At 44.3% G+C, this 25,436-nt stretch carries 28 protein-coding genes; 8 read left to right on the top strand and 20 right to left on the bottom strand.

What is annotated here, in order from left to right; all coding sequences use genetic code 11:
* Positions 1–6: 6 nt before the first annotated feature.
* Genes AC2T15_RS11940 through AC2T15_RS11845 form a run of 20 tightly spaced genes read right to left on the bottom strand, consistent with a single transcriptional unit; the run spans position 7 to position 17,069 of the window.
* Complete coding sequence (locus tag AC2T15_RS11940) at positions 7–438, bottom strand: excinuclease (protein WP_486778404.1); 432 nt, start codon at positions 436–438, stop codon at positions 7–9.
* Positions 435–878: a hypothetical protein gene (locus AC2T15_RS11935; protein WP_053100797.1), complete on the bottom strand. Its 444-nt coding sequence runs from the start codon at positions 876–878 to the stop codon at positions 435–437. Before AC2T15_RS11935 ends, AC2T15_RS11940 begins: the two co-directional genes overlap by 4 nt.
* 28 nt (positions 879–906) lie before the next feature.
* Positions 907–2,142: a beta-ketoacyl-ACP synthase gene (locus AC2T15_RS11930; protein WP_053100796.1), complete on the bottom strand. Its 1,236-nt coding sequence runs from the start codon at positions 2,140–2,142 to the stop codon at positions 907–909.
* Positions 2,142–2,870, bottom strand: a complete 729-nt coding sequence (fabG, locus tag AC2T15_RS11925) for a 3-oxoacyl-ACP reductase FabG (RefSeq protein WP_053100795.1) — start codon at positions 2,868–2,870, stop codon at positions 2,142–2,144. The genes AC2T15_RS11930 and fabG overlap by 1 nt, the downstream gene beginning before the upstream one ends.
* Positions 2,867–3,322 carry a hotdog family protein gene (locus AC2T15_RS11920; protein WP_082238149.1) on the bottom strand — a complete coding sequence of 152 codons (456 nt, stop codon included), beginning with the start codon at positions 3,320–3,322 and terminating at the stop codon, positions 2,867–2,869. Before AC2T15_RS11920 ends, fabG begins: the two co-directional genes overlap by 4 nt.
* Positions 3,319–4,506, bottom strand: coding sequence for a beta-ketoacyl-[acyl-carrier-protein] synthase family protein (locus tag AC2T15_RS11915; protein ID WP_486779051.1), 1,188 nt, complete (start codon positions 4,504–4,506; stop codon positions 3,319–3,321). Before AC2T15_RS11915 ends, AC2T15_RS11920 begins: the two co-directional genes overlap by 4 nt.
* On the bottom strand, positions 4,507–5,019 hold the full coding sequence (locus AC2T15_RS11910; RefSeq protein ID WP_148561900.1) for a hypothetical protein: 513 nt from the start codon (positions 5,017–5,019) through the stop codon (positions 4,507–4,509).
* A 5-nt stretch (positions 5,020–5,024) separates the two neighbouring features.
* Positions 5,025–6,275: an NAD(P)/FAD-dependent oxidoreductase gene (locus AC2T15_RS11905; RefSeq protein WP_486778403.1), complete on the bottom strand. Its 1,251-nt coding sequence runs from the start codon at positions 6,273–6,275 to the stop codon at positions 5,025–5,027.
* Entirely contained in the window at positions 6,253–8,607 is a 2,355-nt protein-coding gene (locus tag AC2T15_RS11900; RefSeq protein WP_486778402.1) for an MMPL family transporter, read from the bottom strand. The genes AC2T15_RS11905 and AC2T15_RS11900 overlap by 23 nt, the downstream gene beginning before the upstream one ends.
* Positions 8,591–9,217 carry an outer membrane lipoprotein carrier protein LolA gene (locus AC2T15_RS11895; RefSeq protein ID WP_053100789.1) on the bottom strand — a complete coding sequence of 209 codons (627 nt, stop codon included), beginning with the start codon at positions 9,215–9,217 and terminating at the stop codon, positions 8,591–8,593. Before AC2T15_RS11895 ends, AC2T15_RS11900 begins: the two co-directional genes overlap by 17 nt.
* Positions 9,196–9,630: an acyl-CoA thioesterase gene (locus AC2T15_RS11890; protein ID WP_486778401.1), complete on the bottom strand. Its 435-nt coding sequence runs from the start codon at positions 9,628–9,630 to the stop codon at positions 9,196–9,198. The genes AC2T15_RS11895 and AC2T15_RS11890 overlap by 22 nt, the downstream gene beginning before the upstream one ends.
* Positions 9,623–11,158 (bottom strand): HAL/PAL/TAL family ammonia-lyase, encoded by a 1,536-nt coding sequence (locus AC2T15_RS11885; RefSeq protein ID WP_486779050.1) that lies wholly within the window; start codon positions 11,156–11,158, stop codon positions 9,623–9,625. The genes AC2T15_RS11890 and AC2T15_RS11885 overlap by 8 nt, the downstream gene beginning before the upstream one ends.
* Positions 11,151–12,098: a lysophospholipid acyltransferase family protein gene (locus AC2T15_RS11880; protein ID WP_486778400.1), complete on the bottom strand. Its 948-nt coding sequence runs from the start codon at positions 12,096–12,098 to the stop codon at positions 11,151–11,153. The genes AC2T15_RS11885 and AC2T15_RS11880 overlap by 8 nt, the downstream gene beginning before the upstream one ends.
* Positions 12,088–12,834, bottom strand: coding sequence for a glycosyltransferase family 2 protein (locus AC2T15_RS11875; RefSeq protein ID WP_486778399.1), 747 nt, complete (start codon positions 12,832–12,834; stop codon positions 12,088–12,090). The genes AC2T15_RS11880 and AC2T15_RS11875 overlap by 11 nt, the downstream gene beginning before the upstream one ends.
* Positions 12,835–12,840: 6 nt before the next feature.
* Positions 12,841–14,499 carry an ApeI family dehydratase gene (locus tag AC2T15_RS11870; RefSeq protein WP_486779049.1) on the bottom strand — a complete coding sequence of 553 codons (1,659 nt, stop codon included), beginning with the start codon at positions 14,497–14,499 and terminating at the stop codon, positions 12,841–12,843.
* Positions 14,486–15,040, bottom strand: a complete 555-nt coding sequence (locus AC2T15_RS11865; protein WP_486778398.1) for a COG4648 family protein — start codon at positions 15,038–15,040, stop codon at positions 14,486–14,488. The genes AC2T15_RS11870 and AC2T15_RS11865 overlap by 14 nt, the downstream gene beginning before the upstream one ends.
* Positions 15,037–15,294 carry an acyl carrier protein gene (locus tag AC2T15_RS11860; RefSeq protein WP_486778397.1) on the bottom strand — a complete coding sequence of 86 codons (258 nt, stop codon included), beginning with the start codon at positions 15,292–15,294 and terminating at the stop codon, positions 15,037–15,039. Before AC2T15_RS11860 ends, AC2T15_RS11865 begins: the two co-directional genes overlap by 4 nt.
* A 12-nt stretch (positions 15,295–15,306) precedes the next feature.
* Positions 15,307–15,570 (bottom strand): phosphopantetheine-binding protein, encoded by a 264-nt coding sequence (locus AC2T15_RS11855; RefSeq protein ID WP_486778396.1) that lies wholly within the window; start codon positions 15,568–15,570, stop codon positions 15,307–15,309.
* On the bottom strand, positions 15,563–16,351 hold the full coding sequence (locus AC2T15_RS11850) for a lysophospholipid acyltransferase family protein (RefSeq protein ID WP_053100780.1): 789 nt from the start codon (positions 16,349–16,351) through the stop codon (positions 15,563–15,565). The genes AC2T15_RS11855 and AC2T15_RS11850 overlap by 8 nt, the downstream gene beginning before the upstream one ends.
* Complete coding sequence (locus AC2T15_RS11845) at positions 16,338–17,069, bottom strand: beta-ketoacyl synthase chain length factor (protein WP_053100779.1); 732 nt, start codon at positions 17,067–17,069, stop codon at positions 16,338–16,340. Before AC2T15_RS11845 ends, AC2T15_RS11850 begins: the two co-directional genes overlap by 14 nt.
* Before the next feature lie 551 nt (positions 17,070–17,620).
* Here AC2T15_RS11845 and rpmH point away from each other — a divergent pair.
* The 8 genes from rpmH to AC2T15_RS11805 all read left to right on the top strand — a co-directional run bounded on the left by rpmH (position 17,621) and on the right by AC2T15_RS11805 (position 25,435).
* The gene (gene rpmH, locus AC2T15_RS11840; protein ID WP_486778395.1) at positions 17,621–17,755 is read left to right on the top strand and encodes a 50S ribosomal protein L34; all 135 of its coding nucleotides are present in this window, start codon (positions 17,621–17,623) and stop codon (positions 17,753–17,755) included.
* Positions 17,756–17,776: 21 nt separating this feature from the next.
* A complete protein-coding gene (rnpA, locus tag AC2T15_RS11835) occupies positions 17,777–18,151 on the top strand; it encodes a ribonuclease P protein component (RefSeq protein WP_053100777.1) in 375 nt (124 codons plus the stop codon).
* Positions 18,148–18,384: a membrane protein insertion efficiency factor YidD gene (gene yidD, locus AC2T15_RS11830; protein WP_486778394.1), complete on the top strand. Its 237-nt coding sequence runs from the start codon at positions 18,148–18,150 to the stop codon at positions 18,382–18,384. The genes rnpA and yidD overlap by 4 nt, the downstream gene beginning before the upstream one ends.
* 2 nt (positions 18,385–18,386) lie before the next feature.
* Positions 18,387–20,141 (top strand): membrane protein insertase YidC, encoded by a 1,755-nt coding sequence (gene yidC, locus AC2T15_RS11825; RefSeq protein ID WP_486778393.1) that lies wholly within the window; start codon positions 18,387–18,389, stop codon positions 20,139–20,141.
* 95 nt (positions 20,142–20,236) lie between these two features.
* Positions 20,237–21,604 (top strand): tRNA uridine-5-carboxymethylaminomethyl(34) synthesis GTPase MnmE, encoded by a 1,368-nt coding sequence (gene mnmE / locus AC2T15_RS11820; protein ID WP_486778392.1) that lies wholly within the window; start codon positions 20,237–20,239, stop codon positions 21,602–21,604.
* Between the two features lie 475 nt (positions 21,605–22,079).
* On the top strand, positions 22,080–23,978 hold the full coding sequence (mnmG, locus tag AC2T15_RS11815; protein ID WP_486778391.1) for a tRNA uridine-5-carboxymethylaminomethyl(34) synthesis enzyme MnmG: 1,899 nt from the start codon (positions 22,080–22,082) through the stop codon (positions 23,976–23,978).
* A complete protein-coding gene (gene rsmG, locus AC2T15_RS11810; RefSeq protein WP_486778390.1) occupies positions 23,978–24,631 on the top strand; it encodes a 16S rRNA (guanine(527)-N(7))-methyltransferase RsmG in 654 nt (217 codons plus the stop codon). The genes mnmG and rsmG overlap by 1 nt, the downstream gene beginning before the upstream one ends.
* Before the next feature lie 9 nt (positions 24,632–24,640).
* Positions 24,641–25,435, top strand: a complete 795-nt coding sequence (locus AC2T15_RS11805) for a ParA family protein (protein ID WP_053100771.1) — start codon at positions 24,641–24,643, stop codon at positions 25,433–25,435.
* Position 25,436 lies beyond the last annotated feature (1 nt).

Below are 25,436 nucleotides of genomic sequence, written 5' to 3'. Positions count from 1 at the left end.
ACACAGTTAACGCACTTTAGCTAAATCACCTTTCAATGCAACGCCTGCAATCACTGCACCTGCGTGGCACTCGTACTTATCAGTACTCTTATAAGGCTTTTGCTTATAGTTACTGGTTAGGTTAACTACTGCATTAGCTCCAGCTGCTTTAGCTGCATTTTGCATTTGAATTAATGCCGATTGTAACGCCCAACTACACGCTTTTTCATCAGACTTACCAAATGCATTGGTTTTTTTATTAGTTGCAGCACCTGATTGAACAATACGCGCACCCTTTGGTTGAGTCGCAAAGTAGAACTTAACTGTGCCATCTAAGCGACCAGCATTCAGCGCTTCTTGCACAACGGCTTGTACAGGCAAATAGTGGGTAGTGTCTCGAGCTTGTGCAACTGTAGGAATAAGTGCACAAGCTAATGCCATAGAAAAAAATTTTTTCATCGTTCCGTCTCCTGACGAAGATTGATTGTATGTGGCTGGCTAAAGCTCAACTCACTATTAATGTCGTTGACTAAGTTTCTCACCCAGCGATTATAGTTACGGTGAATACTTCCTTTTTCAGCCTTATAATTAAGTCCTGTACTTGATTCATGCTGAATTTTAAATTGTCTACTATTATAAGTAATTTTAATATTCGCCAGATGCCTGTTATTTTTGTTATAAGATGCATAAACAGCACCTGGCTGCTGCTTAACCAATTGCCATTCATATTTTTTTAACGCAGCATAAATTGCTTGCTGCATGGTTTCATCACTGACAGGCTGCTGATAAATAGCTGACTGTGGATTAACCAATGGCTGTGAGGTACTACATGCTAAAATAAATCCACTCAAGCCTACAATTGAAATGATTTTCAACCCTGTTTTAAATCGACTCATCATTATTAATCCTTAATTTATAAATCGTATTTTACTGCATCCAACGCTTAAAGATTAGCGAGGTATTAACCCCACCAAATGCAAAGTTATTATTCATTACATAATCATTATGCATAACCCGTGGCTCAACAAAATAATTCAGTTTTCCACAGCGCTCATCTACTTGCTGCAAATTTAAGGTTGGCACATAACGGTCACTGTTTAACATTTCAATGCTAAACCAAGACTCCAAACCACCACAGGCGCCCAACGTATGACCTAAAAAACTTTTTTGCGAGCTTATCGGCATCTGTGATCCGAACAAGGCTTCAGTAGCTAATGTCTCCGCAATATCTCCTTGCTCTGTAGCAGTGCCGTGTCCATTAACATAACCAATTGCCGAAGGTTCAAGCCCTGCATCATCTAGGGCTAACTGCATGGCTTGCTGCATGGTAGCTTTTTCAGGCTTCGTAATATGTGCACCATCAGAGTTACAACCAAAACCAACAACCTCTGCCAAAATAGTTGCACCTCGTGCTAAGGCATGCTCTAACTCTTCGAGTACCAACATGCCAGCACCTTCGCCAATTACTAAACCATCACGCATGACATCGTAGGGTGAAGGTGATTTTTCAGGAGTATCATTTTTTAAACTGGTGGCATAAAGCGCATCGAATACCATAGCTTCCGTTGGGCATAGCTCTTCTGCACCACCAGCTAACATCATTGAAATACGACCAAACTTAATTGCTTCATAGGCGTAGCCAATGCCCTGACTACCACTGGTACAAGCACTTGAGGTTGGAATTATGCGGCCTTTAAGCTTAAAGAAAATGCTGATATTAGCCGCCGTAGTATGCGGCATCATACGCACATAGGAGTTAGCATTTAATCCACTACTATCGGCATTTAGCAGCATATTACCGAAGGCTTTCACTTCATCTGTACTACCGGTAGAAGATCCACAAGCTACGCCCATACGTCCATCTTGAATGGACTCATCTGCTAATAGCCCAGCGCTTTCTAGTGCTTTTTCTGAAGCATAGACCGCTAAGCGGGATACTCTGCCCATGCTACGCAATTGCTTACGGGTCCAATGTTTAGGCACAGCAAAATCTTCTATTGGCCCACCTAAACGAGTATTTAAATCCTCATAAGTATCCCACTCAGGCATGTAGCGAATACCGCTGCGGCCATTAAAAAAGTTATCTGCAATTTGTGGCCAATTATCGCCTAACGAGCAAATACCACCTACACCTGTTACTACAACGCGTTTAAACCCACTCATTAACACAACCCGCCATTGACCGCGATAACTTGACGCGTAATATAAGCTGCTTCTTTAGACATTAAAAAATTCACCACACCTGCTACTTCTTCTGCCGTTCCCATGCGCTGTGCAGGAATCATTTTTAGTAGCTCATCGACCGGTACATGTTCATCTAACATAGCCGTATCTATTAAACCTGGGGCGACACAGTTCACTGTAATTTTACGTTTTGCTAATTCAATGGCTAGGGCTTTAGCTGCACCTATTACCCCAGCTTTTGATGCACTGTAATTAACTTGCCCTCGGTTACCTATTAAGCCTGATACCGAAGTAATACACACAATCCGTGCATCACTACGCCGACGAATCATCGGCATAATTAATGGATGCAGCACATTATAAAAACCATCTAAATTAGTCCGTAATACATCGTCCCAATCACTTTCAGATAAAGCAGGAAATGCGCCATCACGAGTGAGCCCTGCATTACATACCACGCCATACCAAGCACCGTACTGCTCGATATAAGCTTCAATGGATTCACGAGCGGCGACTCGATCAGAAACATCAAACTGCAAAATGCTAGCTGCTTGTCCCAGCGCCTTAATCTCTTCTGCCACTTGCTCAGCTTCAGCACGACCACTTCGGCAATGCAGCGTAATATCAAATCCAGTTTGAGCTAAACGCAACGCAATAGCGCGGCCAATACCACGACTTGATCCTGTAACTAAAATAGCGGAGTTCAAGGTGTCGGTTCCTCAAAGTAACTGCTGACATTGGGAGGGCGATACACATTTAATCGTGCGCTCATCTGTACGTCTGGATCGGCAGTCAGCGTACATTCAAATACGCCCATACCGGTTTCATCTTGTAATGAGCATGCGGCTTTAATCTCAACTTGTTGATTAGCCGCCAGTGATGCAACGGTACTTTCATATTTACGTGTACCCAGTAAAAATCCAAGCTCCACTGGCTGACCATTACGCTTGGCTTGAATACCTGCAAATGCTGCCACCGTCTGCGCCATTAATTCAATCCCAACCCAAGCCGGTAAGCTGCCGTCTGCCAAATTAAATAATCCCCCCGGTGTAACTTTCATCCGGGCACGAATGGATTTATCATCACAGGCTTCAATAGCATCAATTAAAATCATGTCACCAGCATGGGGCAACAATTCGGATAAGCTCCAATGGCTCAAGGAAGCCTCCCTAAAATAAGACTGGTATTATTTCCACCGAAAGCAAAAGAGTTACTCATAGCGTAATTAATAGGTTGAGCTAATGGGTCTTGCACTAAATTAATCTTCGGCAATGCAGGATCGTATTCACCGTCCCAGCGATGTAATGGCAATAAATGCTGCGGATTATAATTGTTTTGTAAGGTTAACCAACAAAAAGCTGCTTCTAACGCTCCTGCCGCGCCTAAAGTATGCCCTGTTAAGGGTTTAGTAGACGAACACCTAACATGCACACCAAGTTCTTGATTTACTGCCCGTGCCTCCATCGCGTCGTTATGCTGCGTAGCGGTGCCATGTAGATTCAAATAATCAATCGCCTCTGGCAATAAATTAGCCTCCATTAACGCCACTTGCATAGCTTTAATCGCTCCCTTGCCATCAGGTTCTGGCGCTGAAATATGATAAGCATCAGCACTTGCCCCCACCCCCAATAAAGGAATAGCTTCAAACAAGGGGCTTTTAGTCATTAAAAATAATGCAGCCCCTTCGCCAAGATTAATACCGGTACGATTTTTTGAAAATGGATTACATAATGATTCAGATACTGCCTCTAAACTGCTAAACCCATTTAATGTGAGCCTACATAAACTATCGACTCCACCACATAACACCGCATCACATACTCCAGCTTCTATTAAGCGTTTAGCACTCATTAATGCTCGTGCGCCAGAAGTACATGCAGTAGAAACGGTATAGGCCATATTCTTTAAGCCAAACCAGTGGGATAAAAACATTGCAGGATCAGCCAGTTCTTGCTGTAGATAACTATAATCATCAGGTAAATTTCCTGTATTGATAAACTCAGCTATTTGTAAACCTGATTCATGTATTCCACTGGTACTGGTACCTAATACTACCCCTATGCGCGTATTGCCTAACTGCTGGATGGCTTGTTGTATTTCTAAGTTAATTTGTAAGGCGGCCTGCAATAGTAATTGATTATTACGTGTCGTATGTAACTCCATATTATTATCAATAGAGGGTAGTTCAGCGCTGACAACTCCACACGTTAATTCACGCTCAGGCACCCAACCTTTCAAATGCTGCATGCCTTCTGTAGAGCCTTTCCACAGGCCATTGGCTACTTGCTTTTTATTAGCACCTAATGCACAGTTTAGTCCTAGCGCCGATAAATAAACCATTATCTACAGTGCCTCTTTCATATGTAATTTATTACCATTATTCCAATCAATTGTAATTATATTTGGCTGATAAGTAATAATATATTCAGAGCCTAAATAACGTGTTTTTAATGAATGAATAGCCTGTGGGTAGTTTTGTGACAAACTTTTTTCATCTGTCAAACTAAACAGCATGACTTCTAACCAATGATCCATTTGTGTATTAGGTGCAATAAAACCTTTATTAGCCCAACCTTTATCAGTTAACTGCTTACGAGCCAGTGGCATACCTAATGGATTAAATATTAACCACTCACTGTTATTATGCGTGACGTCTTGTTTAATCACTAAACTGGCATGCATTTCTTGCTGTTGATTATCCGTATAGGTTAAATAATATGCTTTATAATTAAATGCTGGTAATACTTGGGAAAACTGAGTCGGCGTTAATATCGAATGCCTAGATAGGCACCCGGTAACACTTAGCACACTAATTAAACCCAATAGCACAAAACATTGACCTAGCCATTTAATCATTAACACTAGCCCTCAACTTTCTGCACGCCACAGAGTTCTGCCAATACCGATAAACGACGTCTTGAATCAGCCACATAAGGGTTTGCTGTATCCCAAGCGTAACCGGCTAAGATCGAACTGATCATGCGCTTAATATCCGCCTGCGCGTGTGGATAATAGATAACGTCTTGAAACTCAGTGCTGTACCAACCTTCAACATAGGTTCTAAAGGTATCCACGCCTTTCTTTAACGGCACTGCAAATTGATTTTCCCAATCAACGCTTTCGCCACGCAATTGTTTATCTAATAAATTCGCCGCCATACTCGAAGAGTACATGCCAATAGTGACGCCTGATGAAAATACTGGATCTAAAAACTCTGCCGCATTACCAAGCAAGGCAAAGCCTTTACCGTGCAAAGCCTTAACGTTGGCAGAATAACCGCCCATGGTGCGAAAAGGCTGGCTCCACACCGCATCTTTAAAAATACGCTTTAAGTTAGGTGCTTCGTTAACAAACTCTTTTAAGCACGCTTCTAAGTCTTCCGGACGATCGGCATAACGTGATTCATGCGCTACCACTCCGAGCGAGCAAAATCCATCACTGAAAGGAATACTCCAATACCACACATCACGAAACTCTGGGTGTGTGGTAATCAGAATTTTTTCACGGTTAAATTGCGGATCGGTAATGTTGTCTTGCACGTGGGTAAATACTGCTTTACGCACCGGAAACGATGAGGGCGCTTCTAAATCCAATAAACGCGGCAACACGCGCCCATAACCGCTTGCATCCAGTACAAACTCACAACGAATCACATATTCGCTTTGATCAGCTAAACGGCGTACGGTTAGTTGCGGCTTATCCCCCGAAAAATCCACCGCTATAATTTCTTCTAAATAGCGAATCTCTACGCCTTGTCGTTCAGCTTCATCGGCCAATAATTTATCAAAATCAGCGCGGCGAACTTGATAGGTAGTGCCCTTTCCTTCGGTAAATTTATCCCTAAAGTCAAACTCAGCGTAACGCTCGCCCCATCCAAAAGCCGCTCCATGCTTAAGCTGAAAACCTGCTTGTTCAACTGCGTCTAACATGCCCGCTTCTTCAATAAAGTCTAAGCAATGAGACAGTAAACTTTCACCAATGGAAAAACGGGGAAACTGCTGGCGCTCTAAGACTAAAACCGAGTGCCCTTTGCGCTGCAAAATAGCCGCTGCAATAGATCCTGACGGACCTGCACCAATTACCACTACTTTATGCTGTTCTGTTTGCATCATTACCTTTCCCTGCCTTAATACTCAACTCAGCCGACTGTGAACGCAGTGCCCACGGCGCTAAAATAAAGCTAAATAACAACCCCAGCGTGACTGCCAAACCAAAACTACTCACTGCCGGCGTACTTGAAAACATTAATAATCCAAAAGAAAGCCAGGTCGTGCCAGCTGCAATCAAGGTGCCTAATAAACTGACAACTGCCCCACCCACCCCTTCAAACATCATAATCGCGTAATCCACGCCGATGGCCGTTACCAATAGCAATCCAAATAAACTAAACAGAGTTAAAGTCACACCAAGCCAGCCTAAAGTAGCGGCAGCAGCGGTAGCGGCTAATAGGGATAAACCTAAGGTTTTAATTGCCCCTTGCCAACCAAGCATCAGCCCAAGTACCAGCAACAAGGCAGCAGTTGCGCCTAGTTTTAAACATACCGCTTCACGTTGGGTTTGATTAAACAACTGATTCAAGCGCGCTGGTTGATCAACCCACGTCACTTGTGGATTATTTTCTGCTAACGCGGCAATCGGAGCGAGCTGCTGTACTCCTTGTAAGCTAACAATCGCTGCGGGCTGCTGTGGATTATTCTGCAACCACAACGCTTGCCAGGGTCTAGCCAATGGTGTGGCTAATACTGTTTCTATTGCCTGTAGTTTGGGATTTTCAAATTGCTGTAACTGTTGCTGCAATACGGTTTGATCCACTCCTAACTCAAAGAATGGCTGAAGTTCATTAACCGTTAAAGACTGCACCGCCTCAGCCAATGAAGGCTGCCCAAGATAACCTTTTAATAATTGCGTTACTGATAAATAGCCATTTAAGTAATGCTTTGATTGTAATTTATCCAGTTCTTTACCGAGTTGTTCTAACTCAGTTAATAGCGCCGCTTTATCTGCTGCCTGCACTAAAAAAAATTGGCTAGTGGGCTCAATGCCAGTGAGCTCACCAATTTGCTGAGCTTCTGTAAGCAGTACAGGATTACTGCTAATCCAGTTACGCAAATCATCATTAATATTTAATTGGGCTAAACCTAAAGCACAAAATCCGAGCAACATACCAAGTAACGCTTTATTACCAATACGCTTAACCAATAATTGATGTTGTTCAAGTGCGCCAGCTAACCAGCGCTTAGGGGTAAGCCATGGCTTAAACTGGATGTTTTCTAAAACATAAGGCAAGAGTAAAACCGTAGTGAGATAAGCCCCCAGCAAACCTGCCACTGAAAACACAGCCACTTGGGTAACCGCGGGAAACGGAGTAAAAGCCAAGGCTAAGTAACCAATCATATTGGTTACAACCCCAACAGATAACCCAGGCAAGGTTTGACGTAAAACACTTGGGCCATGCCACTGCTGAGTTTGCCAAGCCTTAGATAGGTAATGCAGCGGGTAATCTAAGGTAACTCCTATTAAGCTAATGCCCAACACAAGGGTTAAAACATGAATGTTACCAAATATGGTAATACTGGCAGTAACGCCACTGGCCAGTCCTATTACTACTGGCAGCATGACCCATAAGCTAGACAGTGAACGAAAAAACAGCAATAACAGCGCTATTGATCCAATGATCGAAATACTTCCCAACCAGCGCATTTCTTGACTGGCTTGTTGTTGTCCATCGGCAGAAAATAATAATCCGCTGCTGGCTAATAATTGCCCACCTTGCGTTTCTACCTGCTGTCTTGCCCTTGCTACTTGCTCAGCGACTTGCTGCGCGATATTTCCAGCAAAGGCGTTTTGCTTAGTTTCTGCAAACAGCACCTGCCATGTTTGCTGGGCGCTGTTAACCACTAAGTTGCCATGCATATCTATACTGACTCGACTGGGCTGTGGCAATTGTTGCTCAATCTGCTGCAGGATACCCAACCAGTCTTCTTGGGTTTGAATCAAGCTAGGCGTAGCAATCGCACCATACAGTTGCTGAATACGCTGCTGAATAAACACGCTAGACTGCCCCATTAACTGTTGGCGCAACTCAAGGGGAGCCAACTCATTGGCATAATTCAGTAAGGTATCTCGTAGCTGATTAGCTTGCTGCGCTAAGCGATAATCTACGCGTTGATAAACACCGCTTGCCAGCCATTCTTGCGCTACTGCTTCGGTCATGGCGGCCGCTTGCTCACCAGTAATCAAAACCACCAAATGACGATCAACCGCAGCTTGTGCTTGCTGCTGCGCTTGATGCTCTAAGGTTGACTGCTCGGTAACCGGCAAAATGCTCAATAAACTAGACGAAACGGGACTTGCCCCACGCCATTGCCAGCCACTGCTAATAACCACTACCAGCAGCAAAACAGTAAAAATAAACAGTGCTTGGGTTTTACTGAGTAAACGCATGCTGCTCAGCATCCTGTAGTGCATCCTTTACCTGCTGCTGATTAAAATTAAGCTCGGTCACATCACCGGTTACTTCGCTGATCCGTACCTGATTAACAAACTCGCCGCCCTGAATACGAATCTGGCTAAAGATTTTTTTCAAAATGACAGTTTTGGGTATCAGCAATAGCTGCCACTGATCCGCCGTTCCACTGACTGATAACTCAAAGTCATTACTTAACTGCACGTAATCACCGGCCAATACTGCTAGTAACAACCTATTTTGCTGTTGGCTTGCACCTTGGTGGGTTTGTAGCTGCCAATGATCGGTTTGCCACAGCGCTACTCCCTGTTGATTGATCCGATAACGCTGAACAAAGGGCGTCTCTAACTGCCACAACAAACCATAGGACTGAGCAAGGGTAAATTTTCCTTCACTAACTAAAGGCATCGGCAGACCTGCCACTAGTTTCTTTTGCAGTAATTCGCCTTGTATTACCGGATAAGTTGCAAGCTGAGTGGTTAACTGCGTAATAGTTAGCGGGCTGGTATGAACGCCAGCAACCGCTAAATGAGGAAGCCAGGTAAGGCTAAGCAGTAACGCACAACCTAGGGCTTTGAGGTTAAGCATTGACTGACTGCCTCTAATAAAACAGAGGGGGAATTAAACTGCATATCGCGTGAAGCAATTTCTACCGCAACCTGACTGGTGCTACCACGGGTCAGTCGCTGCCCCGTCTGTGCATCAGTAATCAAATAATTAATCATTAAACGCTGTTCCCACTCAACTAAGTCTGCTTTTACTTTAATTTTCTGACCAAATACGGCGGGGTTTACATAGCGAACTTGCAGATCAATCACTGGCCAGGAATAGCCTGAGTCACGCATTTGACTGTAGTTGTATTGCAGCTTATCCAATAACACACAACGCGCCATTTCAAAATACTTAACGTAATGCCCGTGCCAGGCAATTTCTAACATATCCACGTCAAAGAATGGAATTTCCAACTCTATTTCAGCCTGTAGTACGCCTTTCTTACGCATATAAACTCCACGCTCGTTGGTTAATCTGCTGCACCATTAAACGAAGTTCTGCTTCAAGTGCACGATCTTCAAGCACTGGCGGATAAGTATCGGCTAACTGCGACACAAACTGAGTAATGGTTTCGCTACTGCGGCTATTTTCTTGCTGCAAACGTAATCCGACCGCTTGTTTGGCTGCCATTAAAGTAGCAGCAGCCACTTGTTCGGTTAATTCTAGACTGCGCCGTGCATCGCGTGCCGCAATAGTGCCCATGCTCACCTTATCTTGGTTATGGCATTCGGTTGAGCGAGAAAATACGCTGGCTGGCATACAGTTTTTTAATGCTTCTGCAGTCCAGGCACTGGCTGCAATTTGTACAGCTTTAAAGCCATGGTTAATCATCGCCGTTTCAGGTCCAGCGCCAGATAAATTGCTAGGTAACCCATGGTTGTATCGAGTGTCGACTAACAGCGCTAGCTGTCGATCCAGCAAATCTGCGATATTCGCCAACAGGTTTTTTAAGCTGTCCATAGCAAAAGCAATGTGCCCACCATAGAAATGCCCGCCATGCAGTACTTGCTCATTGTCGGCATCAATTATCGGGTTATCGTTGGCGCTATTTAGTTCTGTTTCTATAAATTGGCGAATCCAACCCATACTGTCTGCCATCACGCCTAACACATGGGGCGCACAGCGAATAGAGTAGCGATCTTGTAAGCGACTTAACTGATTAGTGGTTAAACCCTGTAAGTCACCCCGAATCCATGCCGCAATCTGCATTTGCCCTGCATGGGGTTTGGCGTTAAATAGCACTTGATCAAAGTGCTGTGGATTACCTTGAAGAGCCACCACGTTCATTGCAGTAATGCGGGTCGCTAACTGAAGTAAATATTCCGCACGGGAAAAAACCTGACAAGCAATGCCCGTCATCACTGCTGTTCCATTCATCAGTGCTAGAGCTTCTTTCGGACGTAAAACCAGCGGCTGCCAGTTTAACTGCTGATGCACCTCTGCTGAGGTGCATACTTTGCCTTGATACAGCACCTCACGCTCACCCGATAAGGTTGCAGCAACATAAGACAGTGGGGTTAAGTCACCGCTGGCGCCCACTGAACCCTCTTCAGGAATAATCGGCAAGATATCGTGCTGCAAAAACTCGGTTAAGCGCTGCAGTAATTCAACCCGAACTCCTGACATCCCAAAACATAGCGACTGTAAGCGCGCGGCCAGTACTGCACGGACTTCTTCAGGCTTTAATAGCGCTCCCATGCCGCAGCCATGATAGGTATAGAGTTGTTTAGGCAATTGCTCGACTTGTGCTAATGGCACCGACACCACGCAAGAATCTCCATAGCCTGTGGTAACGCCATAAATGACTCCTTCTTTATCCAGTAAGGTATCGAGAAAACGCGCCCCTTGAGCAATTTTATCTAGGTAAGCTGCATCGGATTGCAAATCAGCGTTTAGTCGTTGCTGAGCTAATGCATTAATCTGCTCAATAGTAAGTGGCATTTGTCCAAATACCAGCGTAGCTGTGGGCTTAGTGATCATTACGATTCCAGAAAGGGTAAAAATTAAACCATTGATAAGGCGCTTCGAGGCAACGCTCAGCTAAGCGATCGGCATAGCGCTGAGCGGATTGCTGAATCACCAGTTCGCGCGTACTGCGCTGCCAACTAATTTGCTGGCTAAAAGGCTCTAAACACACCCGATAGCGACTACCGTGCTTTAAGCAAAACAGTAAGTTAACCGGACATTTTAAAATACCGGCTAACAACCATGGACCTTGCGGTAAATGAGCTAGCGCGCCTAAAAACTCCACCTCGCTATAGCGCGCCCCTTGCAGCGGTACACGATCACCAGCAATAGCTAGCCATTCACCCGCATCTAAACGCTGGCTCAGCAATAACATAGTGGCAGGATCTAGCTCACTGACCTGAATTAAACGCAAATTTTCAGAGCCCGTTTCACCTAGTAGTCGGTTAAATTGCTCAGCATGGCGCGTATGAACCAATACATTCATTCGCACTTTTTTGCCTTTTTCCGCCAACGCTCGACACACCTCAAGATTGCCTAAATGTGCACCTACCAGTAACTGACCACGCTCTGTTGCTTGGTGGATTTTGGGGCGTATAACGGCTGGATCTTCCACCTCAATATCATTCAATCCAATGCGCTCATGCCATACATCCAGCTTATCCAGTAGCGCCTCTGCAAAGCTCATAAACTGTTTAAAAATACGGCGAGTGCTAGGTAATAACTCGCTGTTCCCCGACCACAGCGCCAGCTTTTGCTGATATTCCCGGGCGCTATTTCGTGCTTTACGACCTGTGATAAAGAAGTAACACACAATTAGATAAATCAGCGGAGTCATTAACCTTCGACCCAAGAATCGAGTCGCTATCGCTGTAAATTTCATTAACCAATAACTGCCGCGCTCTTGCTGTTTAGCCCAATGCTGCGGCGACTGAGAAGAATTATCGGGCATGGCGAAACCAGCGCAAAATTAAGCGCGGAGAACGGATTAACATGCCAAAAAACAGTTTGGCATGCATTTGAGAAATCAACTTATTATCTAGCCAGCCTTGAAAGTGTGAAACACCATCTTCTGGATAATGCACTTTAGTATGCAGCCAATGCATCGGCTGATTTTGCCAATTTAATCGCACTAAAATTTCTATATCAAAATCCATACGCTTGCCTAAATTGACTCGTTCAATCAGTGCCACTGCTGGTGCTAGGGGATAAACCCGAAAACCACACATAGAATCTTTAATCGACAACGACAAGGTATTTATCCACACCCAAATATGAGTTAAATAACGCGCATATAGTCGCCCTTTAGGAACTGAAGCATCGTACTCAGGGTAACCACAAATCAATTGTTCAGGATATTGCTCGGCCGTCTGAATAAAGCGCGTAATATCACTCAAGTTATGCTGTCCATCGGCATCCACCTGCAGCGCATGGGTATATCCAAGTGTCTGTGCATAACTTAACCCCGCCATCACCGCACCGCCCTTACCTTGATTAACTGGCAACTCTTTCAACCAAATGCCTGCTTTTTCTGCTAACTGACGCAGCACCGTCGTGCATTCAGCATCAGAGGCATCGTTAATTAGTAAGCACGGTAAATTCAGCTTAAGAATGGAATTAACCACCGCTTTAACCGGCTCAGCATGGTTATACACAGGGATTACCACGCAGGGCTTAAAGGTACTCATTAACGGCTACTCATCGCTCAGCAAAATACGGCCTGAGGCATACACGCTGGTTTCTGCAGAAAACTTAAAATAGAGTTTTCGTTTAGCCTGATCAAAGCGCAAATCTAAACACACCCGATCACCCGGCCTTAATAGCTGCTGAAATTTAATCACTTCCATGCCCTGAAAAGCTCCACATAAACCTAAGTGCGTCGCAGCCAATTGCTGCGCCCAGTCAATTTGCACCACACCCGGTACAACCGGCGCTTTAGGGAAATGGCCCGAAAAATACACTAAGTCTGGCGGAATGATTAACTGTAACTGCGCTTGGTTGCCGTCTGTTGTTACCTCAGTCATCTCCGGTAGTTTTGCTCGCTGCTCAGCCAGTAATTGATTAATCACGACTTGTGAAATCTTACCTTGAGCATTCACCGGTAACTCACTCACCAAGCGCCAGCGTCTTGGTAAGGCGATAGGCTCTAAATACGCGTGCAAGCCTTGTCGAAATTGCTTCACCACTGCGGCTCGGCCCTGATTACGCAAGGCATGCAGCCCTTGGGCAGTTAGTACGATAAGCGCACCAAGACTCATACGGCCTTGGTTAATCACACCTACACGCGCTTCTGCAATCAATGGGTTTTGCTCTAAGCACTGCTCAACAAAAGGCAAGGCAATGCGCTTTTCTTCTAGCTTAACGATTCGGTCAAGGCGCTGACCTAAACTAAATTGTCCATCGGCCTGCAAAGTGATCGCATCGGCCGTTTGCTGGTAATTTTCAGTAATCCAAGGTGAGCTCACTTGCAAAGCACCTTGCGCTGAAACAGCTAAAGTAACTCCTGCAAAAGGCGTCCATAACGCTCCCCCTTGCCGCCAAGCAATACCACCGGTTTCAGAACTACCATAAACCTCTATGGGTGTGATGTTTGATTCATCAATTAACGCTTGTCGCGCCTTTTCTGGTAACGGACCACCGGATGAAAAAATACATTTTACTTTTTTGCTTAAAGCTGCCCAATCTAAATTACTACCTAAACGCTTGAGTAATGCAGGACTGGAAATCCAAATCACAGAGTTCGCTGTACTGTTAAGCGTATGCTGTTGTAATTCTTCAGGAAACGGCAGTGCAGCGTTTAGTAACGGACGCCCTGCACATAAAGGCCAAAGTAGGCGAAATAACAACCCATAAATATGTTGCGGCTGGACGCTACCCATAACTAAGGTGTCAGGCTGCAGATCACGCCCCCAAGTTTCTTGTAAAACCTTGAGTTCATTAACTAATTGCGCAATGGATTTTTCAATCCGTTTTGGCTGGCCTGTGGAGCCTGATGTGGATAACTCAAGTAAAGGTCTATCCGTGTTGATTTTATTGGCTTTGACTGGATTTATTGATATTTTTTCCAGCTGTTGCTTACAGGTTACCCACATCAATTCATCAGTGGATAACTGACTTATCGTATGACTTTGCACATTACTTGGCAGAATGACTTTAATTCCCTGATTCCATGCACCCAATAACACCACGGCTAATGCAAAGGCATCATCTAAATGCGCAGCCACCTGAGTAATATTTGGCTGCTGCTGTAGGTAACCTGCAAATCCAAGGGCTTGCTTTGCTAGCGGTAATCGATAATCTGCCGCATTGTATTGAGTTATCTGCAACAAGGAGGATAAATCAATCCATTTCATTTGCATGCCTTACCTTTCTTCGCACGAACCATTCGCCCGCCATTAAACACCCCATCAGCACATAAGCAATTAAGCCATTATACAAGGTCCACCAACTGAGTGGCGCAAGCACAGTTAAAATAGCTGCTACTAAGCCGTTCACTATAAAAAAAACCAGCCAAACCTGCGTTACTTTTCGGGTATAGATAATTCCGCTAAGTGGTAAGTCAGGCTCGGTTAAGCGAGCTAATCGCTCAATAATTGGGGTACCGTGTATTAGGCTGTTAGCAAAAAATACTGCCAGTAGACTGTTAATAATAACCGGATACCACAACAACCAAGATTGCTCTTTTTTCCAGATCACCACGGCACAAAATAAAAGAACCGCAACGCCAATCAAACGTTGATAGGACGGTTGCTGAGTCAACACTAAGCGAGTGCCCCAAACTCCAGTAATCACTAAAGCAATGACTACTGGAGAAAAATACTGTAATCCGAAATAAACAATCAGTGGATAAAGAAATCCCGTGAGTAATAACAATCCTAGCAGTAGTTTTTTCACGAGGCTGGGCTATTAACCAACTTATCCACAGCGTTCACCACATCTTCTACGGTACGCACACTTTTAAACTCTTCAACCGCAATTTTTTTACCCACTTTGCGATTGATATAATCGATTAAGTCAACCGCATCAATGCTGTCAATTTCAAGATCTTCATATAAGCTTGCTTCTAAAGTGACTTGCTCAGATTCCAGTTCAAATAACTCAACCAACGCATCAGTTAAGGCTAAAAAAATTTCATCTCGCGTTTGCATTTTTTAGTCCTCTCAACCTGCTGCTTGTTGACTTTGAATAAACTCAGCCAAGCTTTTGATGCTAGCGAAATGTAAACGGACATTTTTTGATTCAGCATCAATTTTAATGCCATATTTTTTCTGTACTGCTAGCCCAAGCTCAAGTGCATCTACTGAATCCAAGCCCAATCCATCCCCGAATAAAGGCGCTTCAAATTCAATGTCATCAGTGGTGATATCTTCTAGCCCCAAAGAATCAATGACGAGTTGTTTCAACTCTGAAATTAAGTTAGTCATGCTCAAAGAGCTCCTGTAAATAAAAATTATGCAGATCGTTATTCAGCTGGCGCGAGGCTTTCGGTGTTGAGCCTTCTTTTGTGTAATTTCTTGGATTGATTGACGATTTAACTTCTAATAAAAAGAAAGGAGTTACCTTAGGTATTTGATACCAAGACTCTGACTTAGTAAGAGTGCTTGGAGTCACTGAAATAACCACTGGCGTGACTACTTTTGCTCCTTTTAATCCGATCGCAGCAGCACCTCGATGAAATTCTGGTACGTGTCCCGGTGTGGTACGTGTGCCCTCAGGAAAGATGATCAGTGTCTCCTCAGCTTGTAAAGCAGCTACAGCTTCATCTAGCATTTCTACGCTGCCATTATTACTAATGTAGCCGGCTGCGCGAATCGGTCCTCGCATAAACACATTATTCCACAACGACTCTTTTACTATGCAATTAGCATTTGGCGTTTGTGCTATGAGTAAAACCACATCAATTAACGAAGGATGATTGGCAATGATCAACTGTCCAGGCTGACCTAATTGCTCAGCATTTTTTATCTGATAGCTAATAACGCCAGTCCAACGCATAAATCCAATAAAAATTTTAAACGTGAGATGAATGAGGTAGCGGGAACGTTTTTGTTTAAGTTCTAAATCATCCGTAAATAAAAATAGAATAGGAAAACAAAACAATCGTAAAAAAAGCCCACCTAAACCAAACAAAGTGAAACTTAATGCCGTGAAGCATAATCGCCACCAATACGGAGCACTGGCTCGTCCTTGGCTATCCCTTAACATGATGCTTCCATCTCCAAGCTTGATTGGTTGCTCCTCGCTTAATTTGCTCAGTGACCTTCCCTAATAACAAAGAAATGATGGATAAACCTGCGGGTAATCTTGGCTGATTCTCAAAAGGTAGAATAGTTAAAGCGCCCTCTTGCGTTAACTGCCAGTCATTTCCTGGAGCAATCTCTAACGCCAATGCATACGGATAAGGCACATCATCAATCCATGGTTGATAAAATTCTGGCTGTGAGTCTTCAGCCACCACAACTAAGACCGATGAGTGACCTTGATTCAACAGTAAACAAGCCTCTATCACTGCTGTCTCCAAGCTATCCCTTCTTGCAGCTACAGCAATCATTTCGGCTGTTTGTTGTCGGTAAATCGACCACAGTCCAGTAATGGCATTGTGTACAGATAAACTAAAACTTGCAGGCGATAAAGGCTCTTTGTTAGCAACATCGACAAGCAACGCTAAATTTTTAATGTTATCGCCATGTCGTGAACTAAATACCAGTGGCTGAGGTCCATCACTTCGCCCTAGCGGCCAAGCAACATGAAATACCATTTTAGCTAAAGATGTTAAGCGTCTACGCTGTAATGCAGGTAAAAAACTAACATCTATTTCTTCCCTATCTAGCGGTAACTCTTTTCCAGCGAGATAGCATTCCCAACTTTTTGGGCTAGAGCAACCTAGTGTGTAAGCGTTCCATTGCTTAATCGTAAACCGCATCTATTCGTTACCCATAGCGCAAACCTGCACAACCAGAAAATTTTGTATTATCGCGCTTCAGTTTACCTAGCGCAAATTTTACTCCTCTCCCTCCCCTAAACCCTGTGCACAACTGAGCCTAAACATTTTGCACCAGGCTGTGTATAACCTTTAGTTTTTTTAGGCTGTGCATAAGCTTAGATCTTACCCACAACTTACACTCACCACTTGCACCTGTTGAGAAGCTGTTTTCAGCACAGTTGAAAATCCAACAAACCACTGATTTTAAAAAGATTATTTAATTTATACATTTTTTATCGAAACCTAATAACAACAATAAAAATAATCTTTAAAAATTTTATTTATCTATTTTTATTATGTTAATCAGTGAATTCATTATTTTTTGCTCGTTAAGATTTCAGGCAAAATGCCACTAATTCTTATGAGCTGGGCAAATTTTAATCACTAGAGAATTGACCTTAGCCGCTGCTTTCAATAGAATCGCCTGTCTATTTAAATCGGGGACCACTTCGGGACCCATTTGCCCAAAGAAGTCACCAGGTAACAAAACTATGAAACGTACATTCCAACCAAGTGTTATTAAACGTGCTCGTAACCACGGTTTCCGTGCTCGTATGGCTACTAAAAACGGTCGTGCAATTCTTGCTCGTCGTCGTGCTAAAGGCCGTAAGCGTTTAAGCGCTTAATCCTATTCATCGGATTTATCGGTGAGTTTCTGTTTTGAAAAAGACAAGCGTCTTTTAAAGCCTAGTCAATTCAAAGCAGTTTTCGATAAGGCTGATAACAAGGTTTCAGATAAAACTATTCTGATTCTTGTGCGCTATAACCAACTCAGTCATGCCCGACTTGGGTTGGTTATAGGCAAAAAAAACGTAAAACTAGCTGTTGAACGAAATCGTTTAAAACGTCAGATACGTGAATCTTTCCGTCATCATCAGGCTAAGCTTGCAGGCTTAGATTTAGTGGTGATTGCAAGAAAAGGTGCTGCTGATTTAGAGAATATTGAGTTGAACAAGCAATTCGATAAGCTTTGGCAACGCTTACTGCGTAGAACACAAGCCAGTATTGAGCAATCACCATGAAAAAACTGGTGTTATTGCCTATTCGTTTTTATCAATATGCCATTAGCCCTATGATGGCCAGCCATTGCCGCTTTTATCCTAGTTGTTCACATTATGCTGTTGATGCAATAGAACAACATGGAATTATTCGCGGTGGATGGTTATCGGCACGTCGTCTTGGACGTTGCCATCCTTGGAACGCTGGCGGTTATGACCCAGTTCCTCCACCCAGTTCATCTTCTACGGCCAAGTAATCATGGATATCCAACGCACGGTATTACTCGTTGCACTAGCCATTGTGTCTTATGTGATGGTATTAAAGTGGAACGAAGACTACGGACACGAACAGTTACCCACAGACATTGCTCAAGTCACTCAGCAGCATGCTGATGTGCCTAGCATTGCCGCTGTGGATAACGAAGACTTACCGGTTATTGCACAAGGTCAAACTGCAGACTCTGCCGTTGCTCCTAGCGATTTACCTAGCACCACCGAAGCTAATTCTCAGCAATTGATTCGTGTCCAAACGGATGTGATGTCGCTGGCAATTAACCCTGTCGGTGGCGATATTGTTGAGCTAAAGCTTTTACAGTATCCGCGCAGCACTAAAAATCCTGAGGTTCCTTTTCAGTTATTCACTGATAACCAACAGCACCTGTATGTGGCGCAAAGTGGTTTAGCCGGTGCCAATGGACCTGATGCGCGCGCCGAAGGACGTCCACTGTATCGTGCAGCTCAGACTGATTACCGTCTAACAGAACAACAAGAACAATTACAAGTTGATCTGTTATTCAGTGAACAAGGGATTAATTACACCAAGCGTTTTACCTTTCATCGTGGTTTAAATGCAAGTTGTTCCGCTACGCAAATTGAGCAACGCCGCGTAGAATGCGTCAATCAGCAGGCGTATCAAATTGATGTGGCCTACATTGTGGATAACCAAAGCCAAAGCACTTGGCAAGGTAATCTCTTTGCGCAATTAAAACGTGATGACTCGGATGATCCGTCATCTGCAGGCGCTGCCAGTACCGCAACCTATATTGGTGCGGCCATGTGGACCCCAGATGAGCCCTACAAAAAGATGTCCATGGGTAAAATGGACGACAAACGCTTTACTGAAAAAGTACAAGGCGGTTGGATTGCTTGGTTACAGCATTATTTTGTTACTGCTTGGATAGCTGATTCAAATCAGAGCAATAACTACTTAACCCGTAAAGATAGTCAGGGTAATTATATTGTTGGCTATACTGCCGATGCAGTTAATATTGCGCCAGGTCAGCAACAAAGCTTAACGGCTACCTTGTATGCGGGGCCTAAAATTCAGTCGCATCTGAAAAAGTTATCCCCAGGTTTAGAGTTAACCGTTGACTATGGTTTCCTTTGGTTTATCGCTCAGCCGATTTTCTGGTTACTGAGTTTAATCCACAGTCTTTTAGGGAACTGGGGCTGGTCAATTATTATGTTGACGGTGCTAATTAAACTGGCGTTCTTCCCATTATCAGCCGCCAGCTATCGCTCAATGGCACGGATGCGCGCAGTTGCACCAAAGATGCAAGCATTAAAAGAAAAGTATGGTGATGACCGTCAAAAGTTATCCCAAGGCATGATGGAGCTGTATAAAAAAGAAAAGATCAACCCATTGGGTGGATGCTTGCCTATTTTATTGCAGATGCCGGTTTTCTTAGCCTTGTATTGGGTGTTACTCGAAAGCGTAGAGATGCGCCAAGCGCCTTGGATGTTCTGGCTAACCGACTTATCCAGTAAAGACCCCTACTTTATTCTGCCAATCATTATGGGCGCCAGCATGTTTATTCAGCAAATGCTGAACCCAACACCGCCGGACCCAATGCAGGCTAAAGTGATGAAGTTACTGCCAATTATCTTTACCTTTTTCTTCCTGTGGTTCCCTGCAGGTCTGGTACTGTACTGGGTAGTTAACAACATTCTCTCAATTGCGCAGCAGTGGTACATTACGCGCAAAATTGAGAAAGCCGCTGCTGCTAGTGCTTAAGCAGGACGGATAATAAAAAACGCTCCTCTTGTGGAGCGTTTTTTTATTGCAACCCATATAATTTTGCCGTAAGCCGCTTTTGTTATAGGTATCCTATGCGTCATCATAAAGACACCATTGCCGCCATCGCTACTGCCCAAGGCCGTGGAGGCGTTGGAATTATTCGTTTATCCGGTCCTAATGCCAGACAGATTGGTGAGCAAATCACCCAGCGCCAGCTGAATCCGCGCTATGCCTACTACGGCCCATTTTTTGATCAGCAACAGCACCCGCTAGATCAAGGGCTGAGCTTATTCTTCCCCAATCCGCACTCCTTTACTGGTGAAGATGTGGTGGAGCTACAAGGCCACGGCGGGCCTGTGGTATTAGATATGCTGCTGAAATTGTGTATTGCTTTGGGTGCGCGGTTAGCCAATCCAGGCGAGTTTAGTGAGCGGGCGTTTTTAAATGACAAGCTCGATCTGGCTCAAGCTGAAGCCATTGCTGACCTAATTGAAGCCAGCTCTGAGCAGGCAGCGCGTAATGCCTTGCGTTCATTACAAGGGGAGTTTTCCAAACGAGTGCATGGGCTCACCGAGCAATTAATTGCCCTGCGAATTCATGTGGAAGCGGCGATTGATTTTCCTGAAGAGGAAATCGACTTTTTAGCCGATGGCCATATTCAGCAGTTATTAGAAAAAGTGCAGGCTGAACTAATCGCCGTACAACAAGAAGCAGGTCAAGGTGCCTTGCTACGCGATGGCATGAATGTTGTGATTGCTGGCCGCCCGAATGCCGGTAAATCCAGCTTATTAAATGCCCTGGCAGGTTATGAGGCAGCCATTGTTACAGATATAGCCGGTACTACACGGGATGTGTTGAAGGAGCATATTCATCTGGATGGCATGCCGTTACATATTACGGATACGGCGGGCTTACGTACTACTGCTGATCAGGTAGAGCAAATTGGGGTTAAACGCGCCCTGCAAGCGATTGATCAAGCGGATCGGATTTTATTAGTGGTTGATTCTACCGCCGCAGAGGCCGCCGATCCTTTTGCCTTGTGGCCTGAGTTTTTAGAGCAGGCGCCCGCTATGGATAAGGTGACGCTGATCCAAAATAAAATCGACTTATCAGCAGGCTGCGTTGAAGAAGTACGCAGTGCTGATGGGCATGTCAGCATTAACTTATCAGCTAAATCAGGCGCTGGCGTTGATTTACTGCGTGAACACTTAAAAACCTGCATGGGTTATAGTCAGACTGCAGAAAGCACTTTTAGTGCACGTCGGCGTCACTTAGCAGCATTAGAGCAAGCTCAGCAGTATTTAGCCCATGGTTATCAGCAATTAATCCATGCTAGTGCTGGTGAGTTATTAGCTGAGGATTTACGACAGGCACAGCAAGCATTAGGGGAAATTACCGGCGAATTTAGTGCTGACGACTTATTGGGAAGAATTTTTTCTAGTTTTTGTATCGGTAAATAGCTCAATCAAGCATTTAAAGCCAATCCTAGAGGTTGGCTTTTTTTTCGTTTATTGGATTTAAACCCTGTGCATAAGCTGATCTAAGCTAGGTCAATAATCGTTCGATAAACTGTAGCCAGATAGGGGCTGTGGGTAAGTGTTCTGTTTGCCCACAGCTTAATAGGAGCCTATCCGCTTGATTTGAAAAGCATAAGCACATACTTTTAAACACTGTAAAGCTATGTTTTTGAAGGAATTTATTAGATTAGTAACAGAAACAGTACACACTAATAACAATAACCATAATAATCTTTTAAAAGAATTAACTATTCTATTATTGTTTACTATGTACTGTGTAGCAAAACTACAAAACCTGAGCTAGGAAAACTACAAGCTTGATCGCCTTTAAGCAGTTACTTCTGAAAAAAACACAAATTTCCTATACTATTCACCTTCTTCTAATTAGATTCCCGAACAAGCAAGCTTGAGGTGCGTGGTGGATTATCCTTCCCGTTTTGATGTCATTGTCATCGGTGGTGGCCATGCTGGTACTGAAGCTGCATTAGCTGCAGCTCGTATAGGCGTCAAAACCCTGTTGTTAACGCACAATGTTGAAACCATTGGCCAAATGAGCTGTAACCCAGCGATTGGTGGTATTGGTAAAAGTCATTTAGTTAAAGAAATTGATGCCCTCGGTGGTGCCATGGCCATGGCAACCGATAAAGGCGGTATTCAATTTCGTATTTTAAATAGCCGTAAAGGGCCTGCAGTCAGAGCCACACGTGCACAAGCTGACCGTGTGTTATACAAAGCTGCCGTTCGGGAAATTGTTGAAAACCAACCTAACTTATGGGTTTTTCAACAAGCGGCTGATGATCTGATTGTTGAGCAAGACCAAGTAAAAGGCGTTGTTACCCAAATGGGACTACGCTTTATGTGTGACAACATAGTGTTAACTACTGGTACTTTCCTAGGTGGCTTGATCCACATTGGTCTAGAAAATTATTCGGGCGGTCGAGCCGGTGATCCACCGGCCAATGCGTTAGCTAAACGTTTACGTGAATTGCCTTTAACCGTAGCGCGCTTAAAAACCGGTACTCCTCCTAGAATTGATGGACGTACTGTTGATTACTCGGTGATGACTGAGCAACCTGGCGATACGCCGTTGCCGGTAATGTCTTATATGGGCCGTCAAACCGATCACCCAGCCCAAGTGAGTTGCTGGATTACCCATACCAATGAGCGGACTCACGAAATTATTGCTAATAACCTTGATCGCTCACCAATGTATTCAGATGCGGGTGCTATCGAAGGCATTGGCCCTCGTTACTGCCCATCGATTGAGGATAAAATTCATCGGTTTTCCGATAAACCAAGTCATCAGGTGTTTTTAGAACCTGAAGGACTCAACACCCACGAGCTATATCCCAATGGCATCTCTACCTCATTGCCGTTTGATGTACAGCTGGACTTGGTCCACTCGATTCGTGGTATGGAAAATGCTCACATCTTGCGTCCAGGCTATGCAATTGAGTATGACTTCTTTGATCCGCGGGATTTGAAATACAGCTTAGAAACTAAGGTGATTGATGGTTTATTCTTTGCTGGGCAAATTAACGGCACCACTGGCTATGAAGAAGCCGGTGTGCAAGGTTTATTAGCCGGAACCAATGCTGCCCGCCGCGCACTAGGTAAAGAGGCGTGGTACCCACGTCGAGACCAAGCTTATCTTGGGGTATTAATTGACGATCTAATTACTTTGGGTACCCAAGAGCCTTATCGGATGTTTACTTCCCGCGCTGAGTATCGACTGATTTTGCGTGAAGATAACGCCGACTTGCGTTTAACAGAAATAGGTCGTGAGCTTGGTTTAGTCGACGATGCGCGCTGGGCTGTCTTTGAAGCCAAGCGTGAAGGCATTATTCAGGAAGAGCAGCGTTTGCGTAGTACTTGGGTACGTCCAGACACCGTAGCGGGTAAAGCCATTATGGAAAAATTCGGTACGCCTTTGACCCATGAATATAATTTGCTCAATTTGTTAGCCCGTCCGGAAGTGGACTACCGTGGTTTAATGCAAGCCACAGGCACGGAAATTGAAAATGATCAGGTGGCCGAGCAAATTGAAATTAAAACCAAGTACGCAGGTTATATTTCACGACAACTGGAAGAAATTGAAAAATTGCGCGCCAGTGAAGAAACTAAATTACCCAGTGGCTTGGATTATCAGAAAATTTCGGGTTTATCGAAAGAGATCCAATCTAAGCTTGAGCAGCATCGTCCAGAAACTCTAGGACAAGCTTCGCGTATTCCAGGAGTAACCCCGGCGGCAATTTCCTTGTTAATGATTCATCTGAAAAAGCGTGAGGCGCATGCACAAGTGGAGAGTCAGTCCTAATGTCAAAGGTGACCCAAGCCCATGCTGATGAATTGCTGCAAGGAGCCAAACAATTAGGGATTATGTTATCCACAGAGCAACAGCAGCAGCTATTGGCTTATCTTGGTTTATTGGCTAAATGGAATAAAGCCTATAACTTAACTGCGGTGCGTAACATTGATGAAATGGTATCTCGCCACCTGTTGGATGGTTTAAGTATTCATCATTACGTGACCCAAGCTGGGGATAACTTAGCGGATATTGGTACAGGTGGTGGAATTCCTGGGATTCCGTTGGCAATTTTGTTTCCGCAAAAACACTTTACCTTGGTTGACTCGGTAGGGAAAAAAACTCGCTTTTTAACCCAAGTCCAGCTGGAGTTAGGGTTAAATAACCTTACGGTTATTAACAGCCGAGTTGAGCAAGTGCAGCCGGCCGAGGCCTTTACTGGCATTGTCTCGCGCGCCTTTAGTTCTTTAGAAGATTTTACTAACTGGACCCGCCATCTCGGTAATCAAAGCACTCAGTGGTTGGCGATGAAAGGGGTTGAGCCAGAAGATGAAATTGCTCAGTTGCCCCAAGATTTTGCGGTGGAACACTGTCACGTTTTAACGGTGCCTGGCTGTCAAGGTCAACGGCACCTAGTTATTCTTCGTCGTAGCGAAGTGGAGTAGAGAAACACAATGGGTAAAATTTTTGCCATTGCCAACCAGAAAGGTGGTGTGGGTAAAACCACTACCTGCGTAAACTTAGCCGCATCCCTGGTGGCTACCCGCCGTCGTGTTTTGCTAATAGATTTAGATCCACAAGGCAATGCCACTACCGGTTGTGGGGTTGATAAACATCATCTTGAGCATTCAATTTATGATGTGCTGGTGGGTGAGTGTAATTTTGCTGAAGCGATTCATTTTTCTGAGCATGGCGGTTTTCAGCTGTTACCAGCTAACCGAGATCTTACGGCGGCAGAGGTAGCCTTGTTGGAGTTGCCTAATAAAGAGCAACGTTTAGTGGAAGCGCTGGCGCCGGTTAAAGATAACTATGATTTTATTTTGATTGACTGTCCGCCTTCGCTAAATATGCTCACGATTAACGCCTTAGCTGCAGCTGATGGTGTGATTATTCCTATGCAGTGTGAGTACTACGCACTAGAAGGACTGACCGACTTAATTGGCAGCATTCAGCAAATTGCTGCGGTGATTAATCCTCAGCTGAAAATTGAAGGCGTATTACGCACTATGTATGACGCCCGTTTAAGTCTGATGAATGATGTCTCTGAACAATTAAAAGAGCACTTTCCAGATGAGCTCTATGACACCATTATTCCACGTAACATTCGTTTAGCTGAGGCTCCCAGTCACGGTATGCCAGCGCTGGTGTATGACAAAGCGTCCAAAGGAGCTGAGGCGTATTTAGCTTTGGCTACTGAGCTAACTCGGCGTCAACGGGCGAATAAACGTGCAGCGGGGCGGAGTAAATAAA

The sequence above is a fragment of the Thiopseudomonas sp. SA1F2-1K genome (assembly GCF_057443035.1).
This window is presented reverse-complemented; position numbering and strand designations above follow the sequence as displayed.

What these genes read in the sequence shown, in the direction of transcription:
- AC2T15_RS11940 (WP_486778404.1), bottom strand. Translation starts at nt 438, where the DNA reads ATGAAAAAATTTTTTTCTATGGCATTAGCTTGTGCACTTATTCCTACA.
- AC2T15_RS11935 (WP_053100797.1), bottom strand. Translation starts at nt 878, where the DNA reads ATGATGAGTCGATTTAAAACAGGGTTGAAAATCATTTCAATTGTAGGC.
- AC2T15_RS11930 (WP_053100796.1), bottom strand. Translation starts at nt 2,142, where the DNA reads ATGAGTGGGTTTAAACGCGTTGTAGTAACAGGTGTAGGTGGTATTTGC.
- AC2T15_RS11910 (WP_148561900.1), bottom strand. Translation starts at nt 5,019, where the DNA reads ATGATTAAATGGCTAGGTCAATGTTTTGTGCTATTGGGTTTAATTAGT.
- AC2T15_RS11905 (WP_486778403.1), bottom strand. Translation starts at nt 6,275, where the DNA reads ATGATGCAAACAGAACAGCATAAAGTAGTGGTAATTGGTGCAGGTCCG.
- AC2T15_RS11900 (WP_486778402.1), bottom strand. Translation starts at nt 8,607, where the DNA reads ATGCGTTTACTCAGTAAAACCCAAGCACTGTTTATTTTTACTGTTTTG.
- AC2T15_RS11895 (WP_053100789.1), bottom strand. Translation starts at nt 9,217, where the DNA reads ATGCTTAACCTCAAAGCCCTAGGTTGTGCGTTACTGCTTAGCCTTACC.
- AC2T15_RS11890 (WP_486778401.1), bottom strand. Translation starts at nt 9,630, where the DNA reads ATGCGTAAGAAAGGCGTACTACAGGCTGAAATAGAGTTGGAAATTCCA.
- AC2T15_RS11880 (WP_486778400.1), bottom strand. Translation starts at nt 12,098, where the DNA reads ATGCCCGATAATTCTTCTCAGTCGCCGCAGCATTGGGCTAAACAGCAA.
- AC2T15_RS11875 (WP_486778399.1), bottom strand. Translation starts at nt 12,834, where the DNA reads ATGAGTACCTTTAAGCCCTGCGTGGTAATCCCTGTGTATAACCATGCT.
- AC2T15_RS11870 (WP_486779049.1), bottom strand. Translation starts at nt 14,499, where the DNA reads ATGAAATGGATTGATTTATCCTCCTTGTTGCAGATAACTCAATACAAT.
- AC2T15_RS11860 (WP_486778397.1), bottom strand. Translation starts at nt 15,294, where the DNA reads ATGCAAACGCGAGATGAAATTTTTTTAGCCTTAACTGATGCGTTGGTT.
- AC2T15_RS11855 (WP_486778396.1), bottom strand. Translation starts at nt 15,570, where the DNA reads ATGACTAACTTAATTTCAGAGTTGAAACAACTCGTCATTGATTCTTTG.
- AC2T15_RS11850 (WP_053100780.1), bottom strand. Translation starts at nt 16,351, where the DNA reads ATGTTAAGGGATAGCCAAGGACGAGCCAGTGCTCCGTATTGGTGGCGA.
- AC2T15_RS11845 (WP_053100779.1), bottom strand. Translation starts at nt 17,069, where the DNA reads ATGCGGTTTACGATTAAGCAATGGAACGCTTACACACTAGGTTGCTCT.
- rpmH (WP_486778395.1), top strand. Translation starts at nt 17,621, where the DNA reads ATGAAACGTACATTCCAACCAAGTGTTATTAAACGTGCTCGTAACCAC.
- yidD (WP_486778394.1), top strand. Translation starts at nt 18,148, where the DNA reads ATGAAAAAACTGGTGTTATTGCCTATTCGTTTTTATCAATATGCCATT.
- yidC (WP_486778393.1), top strand. Translation starts at nt 18,387, where the DNA reads ATGGATATCCAACGCACGGTATTACTCGTTGCACTAGCCATTGTGTCT.
- mnmE (WP_486778392.1), top strand. Translation starts at nt 20,237, where the DNA reads ATGCGTCATCATAAAGACACCATTGCCGCCATCGCTACTGCCCAAGGC.
- rsmG (WP_486778390.1), top strand. Translation starts at nt 23,978, where the DNA reads ATGTCAAAGGTGACCCAAGCCCATGCTGATGAATTGCTGCAAGGAGCC.
- AC2T15_RS11805 (WP_053100771.1), top strand. Translation starts at nt 24,641, where the DNA reads ATGGGTAAAATTTTTGCCATTGCCAACCAGAAAGGTGGTGTGGGTAAA.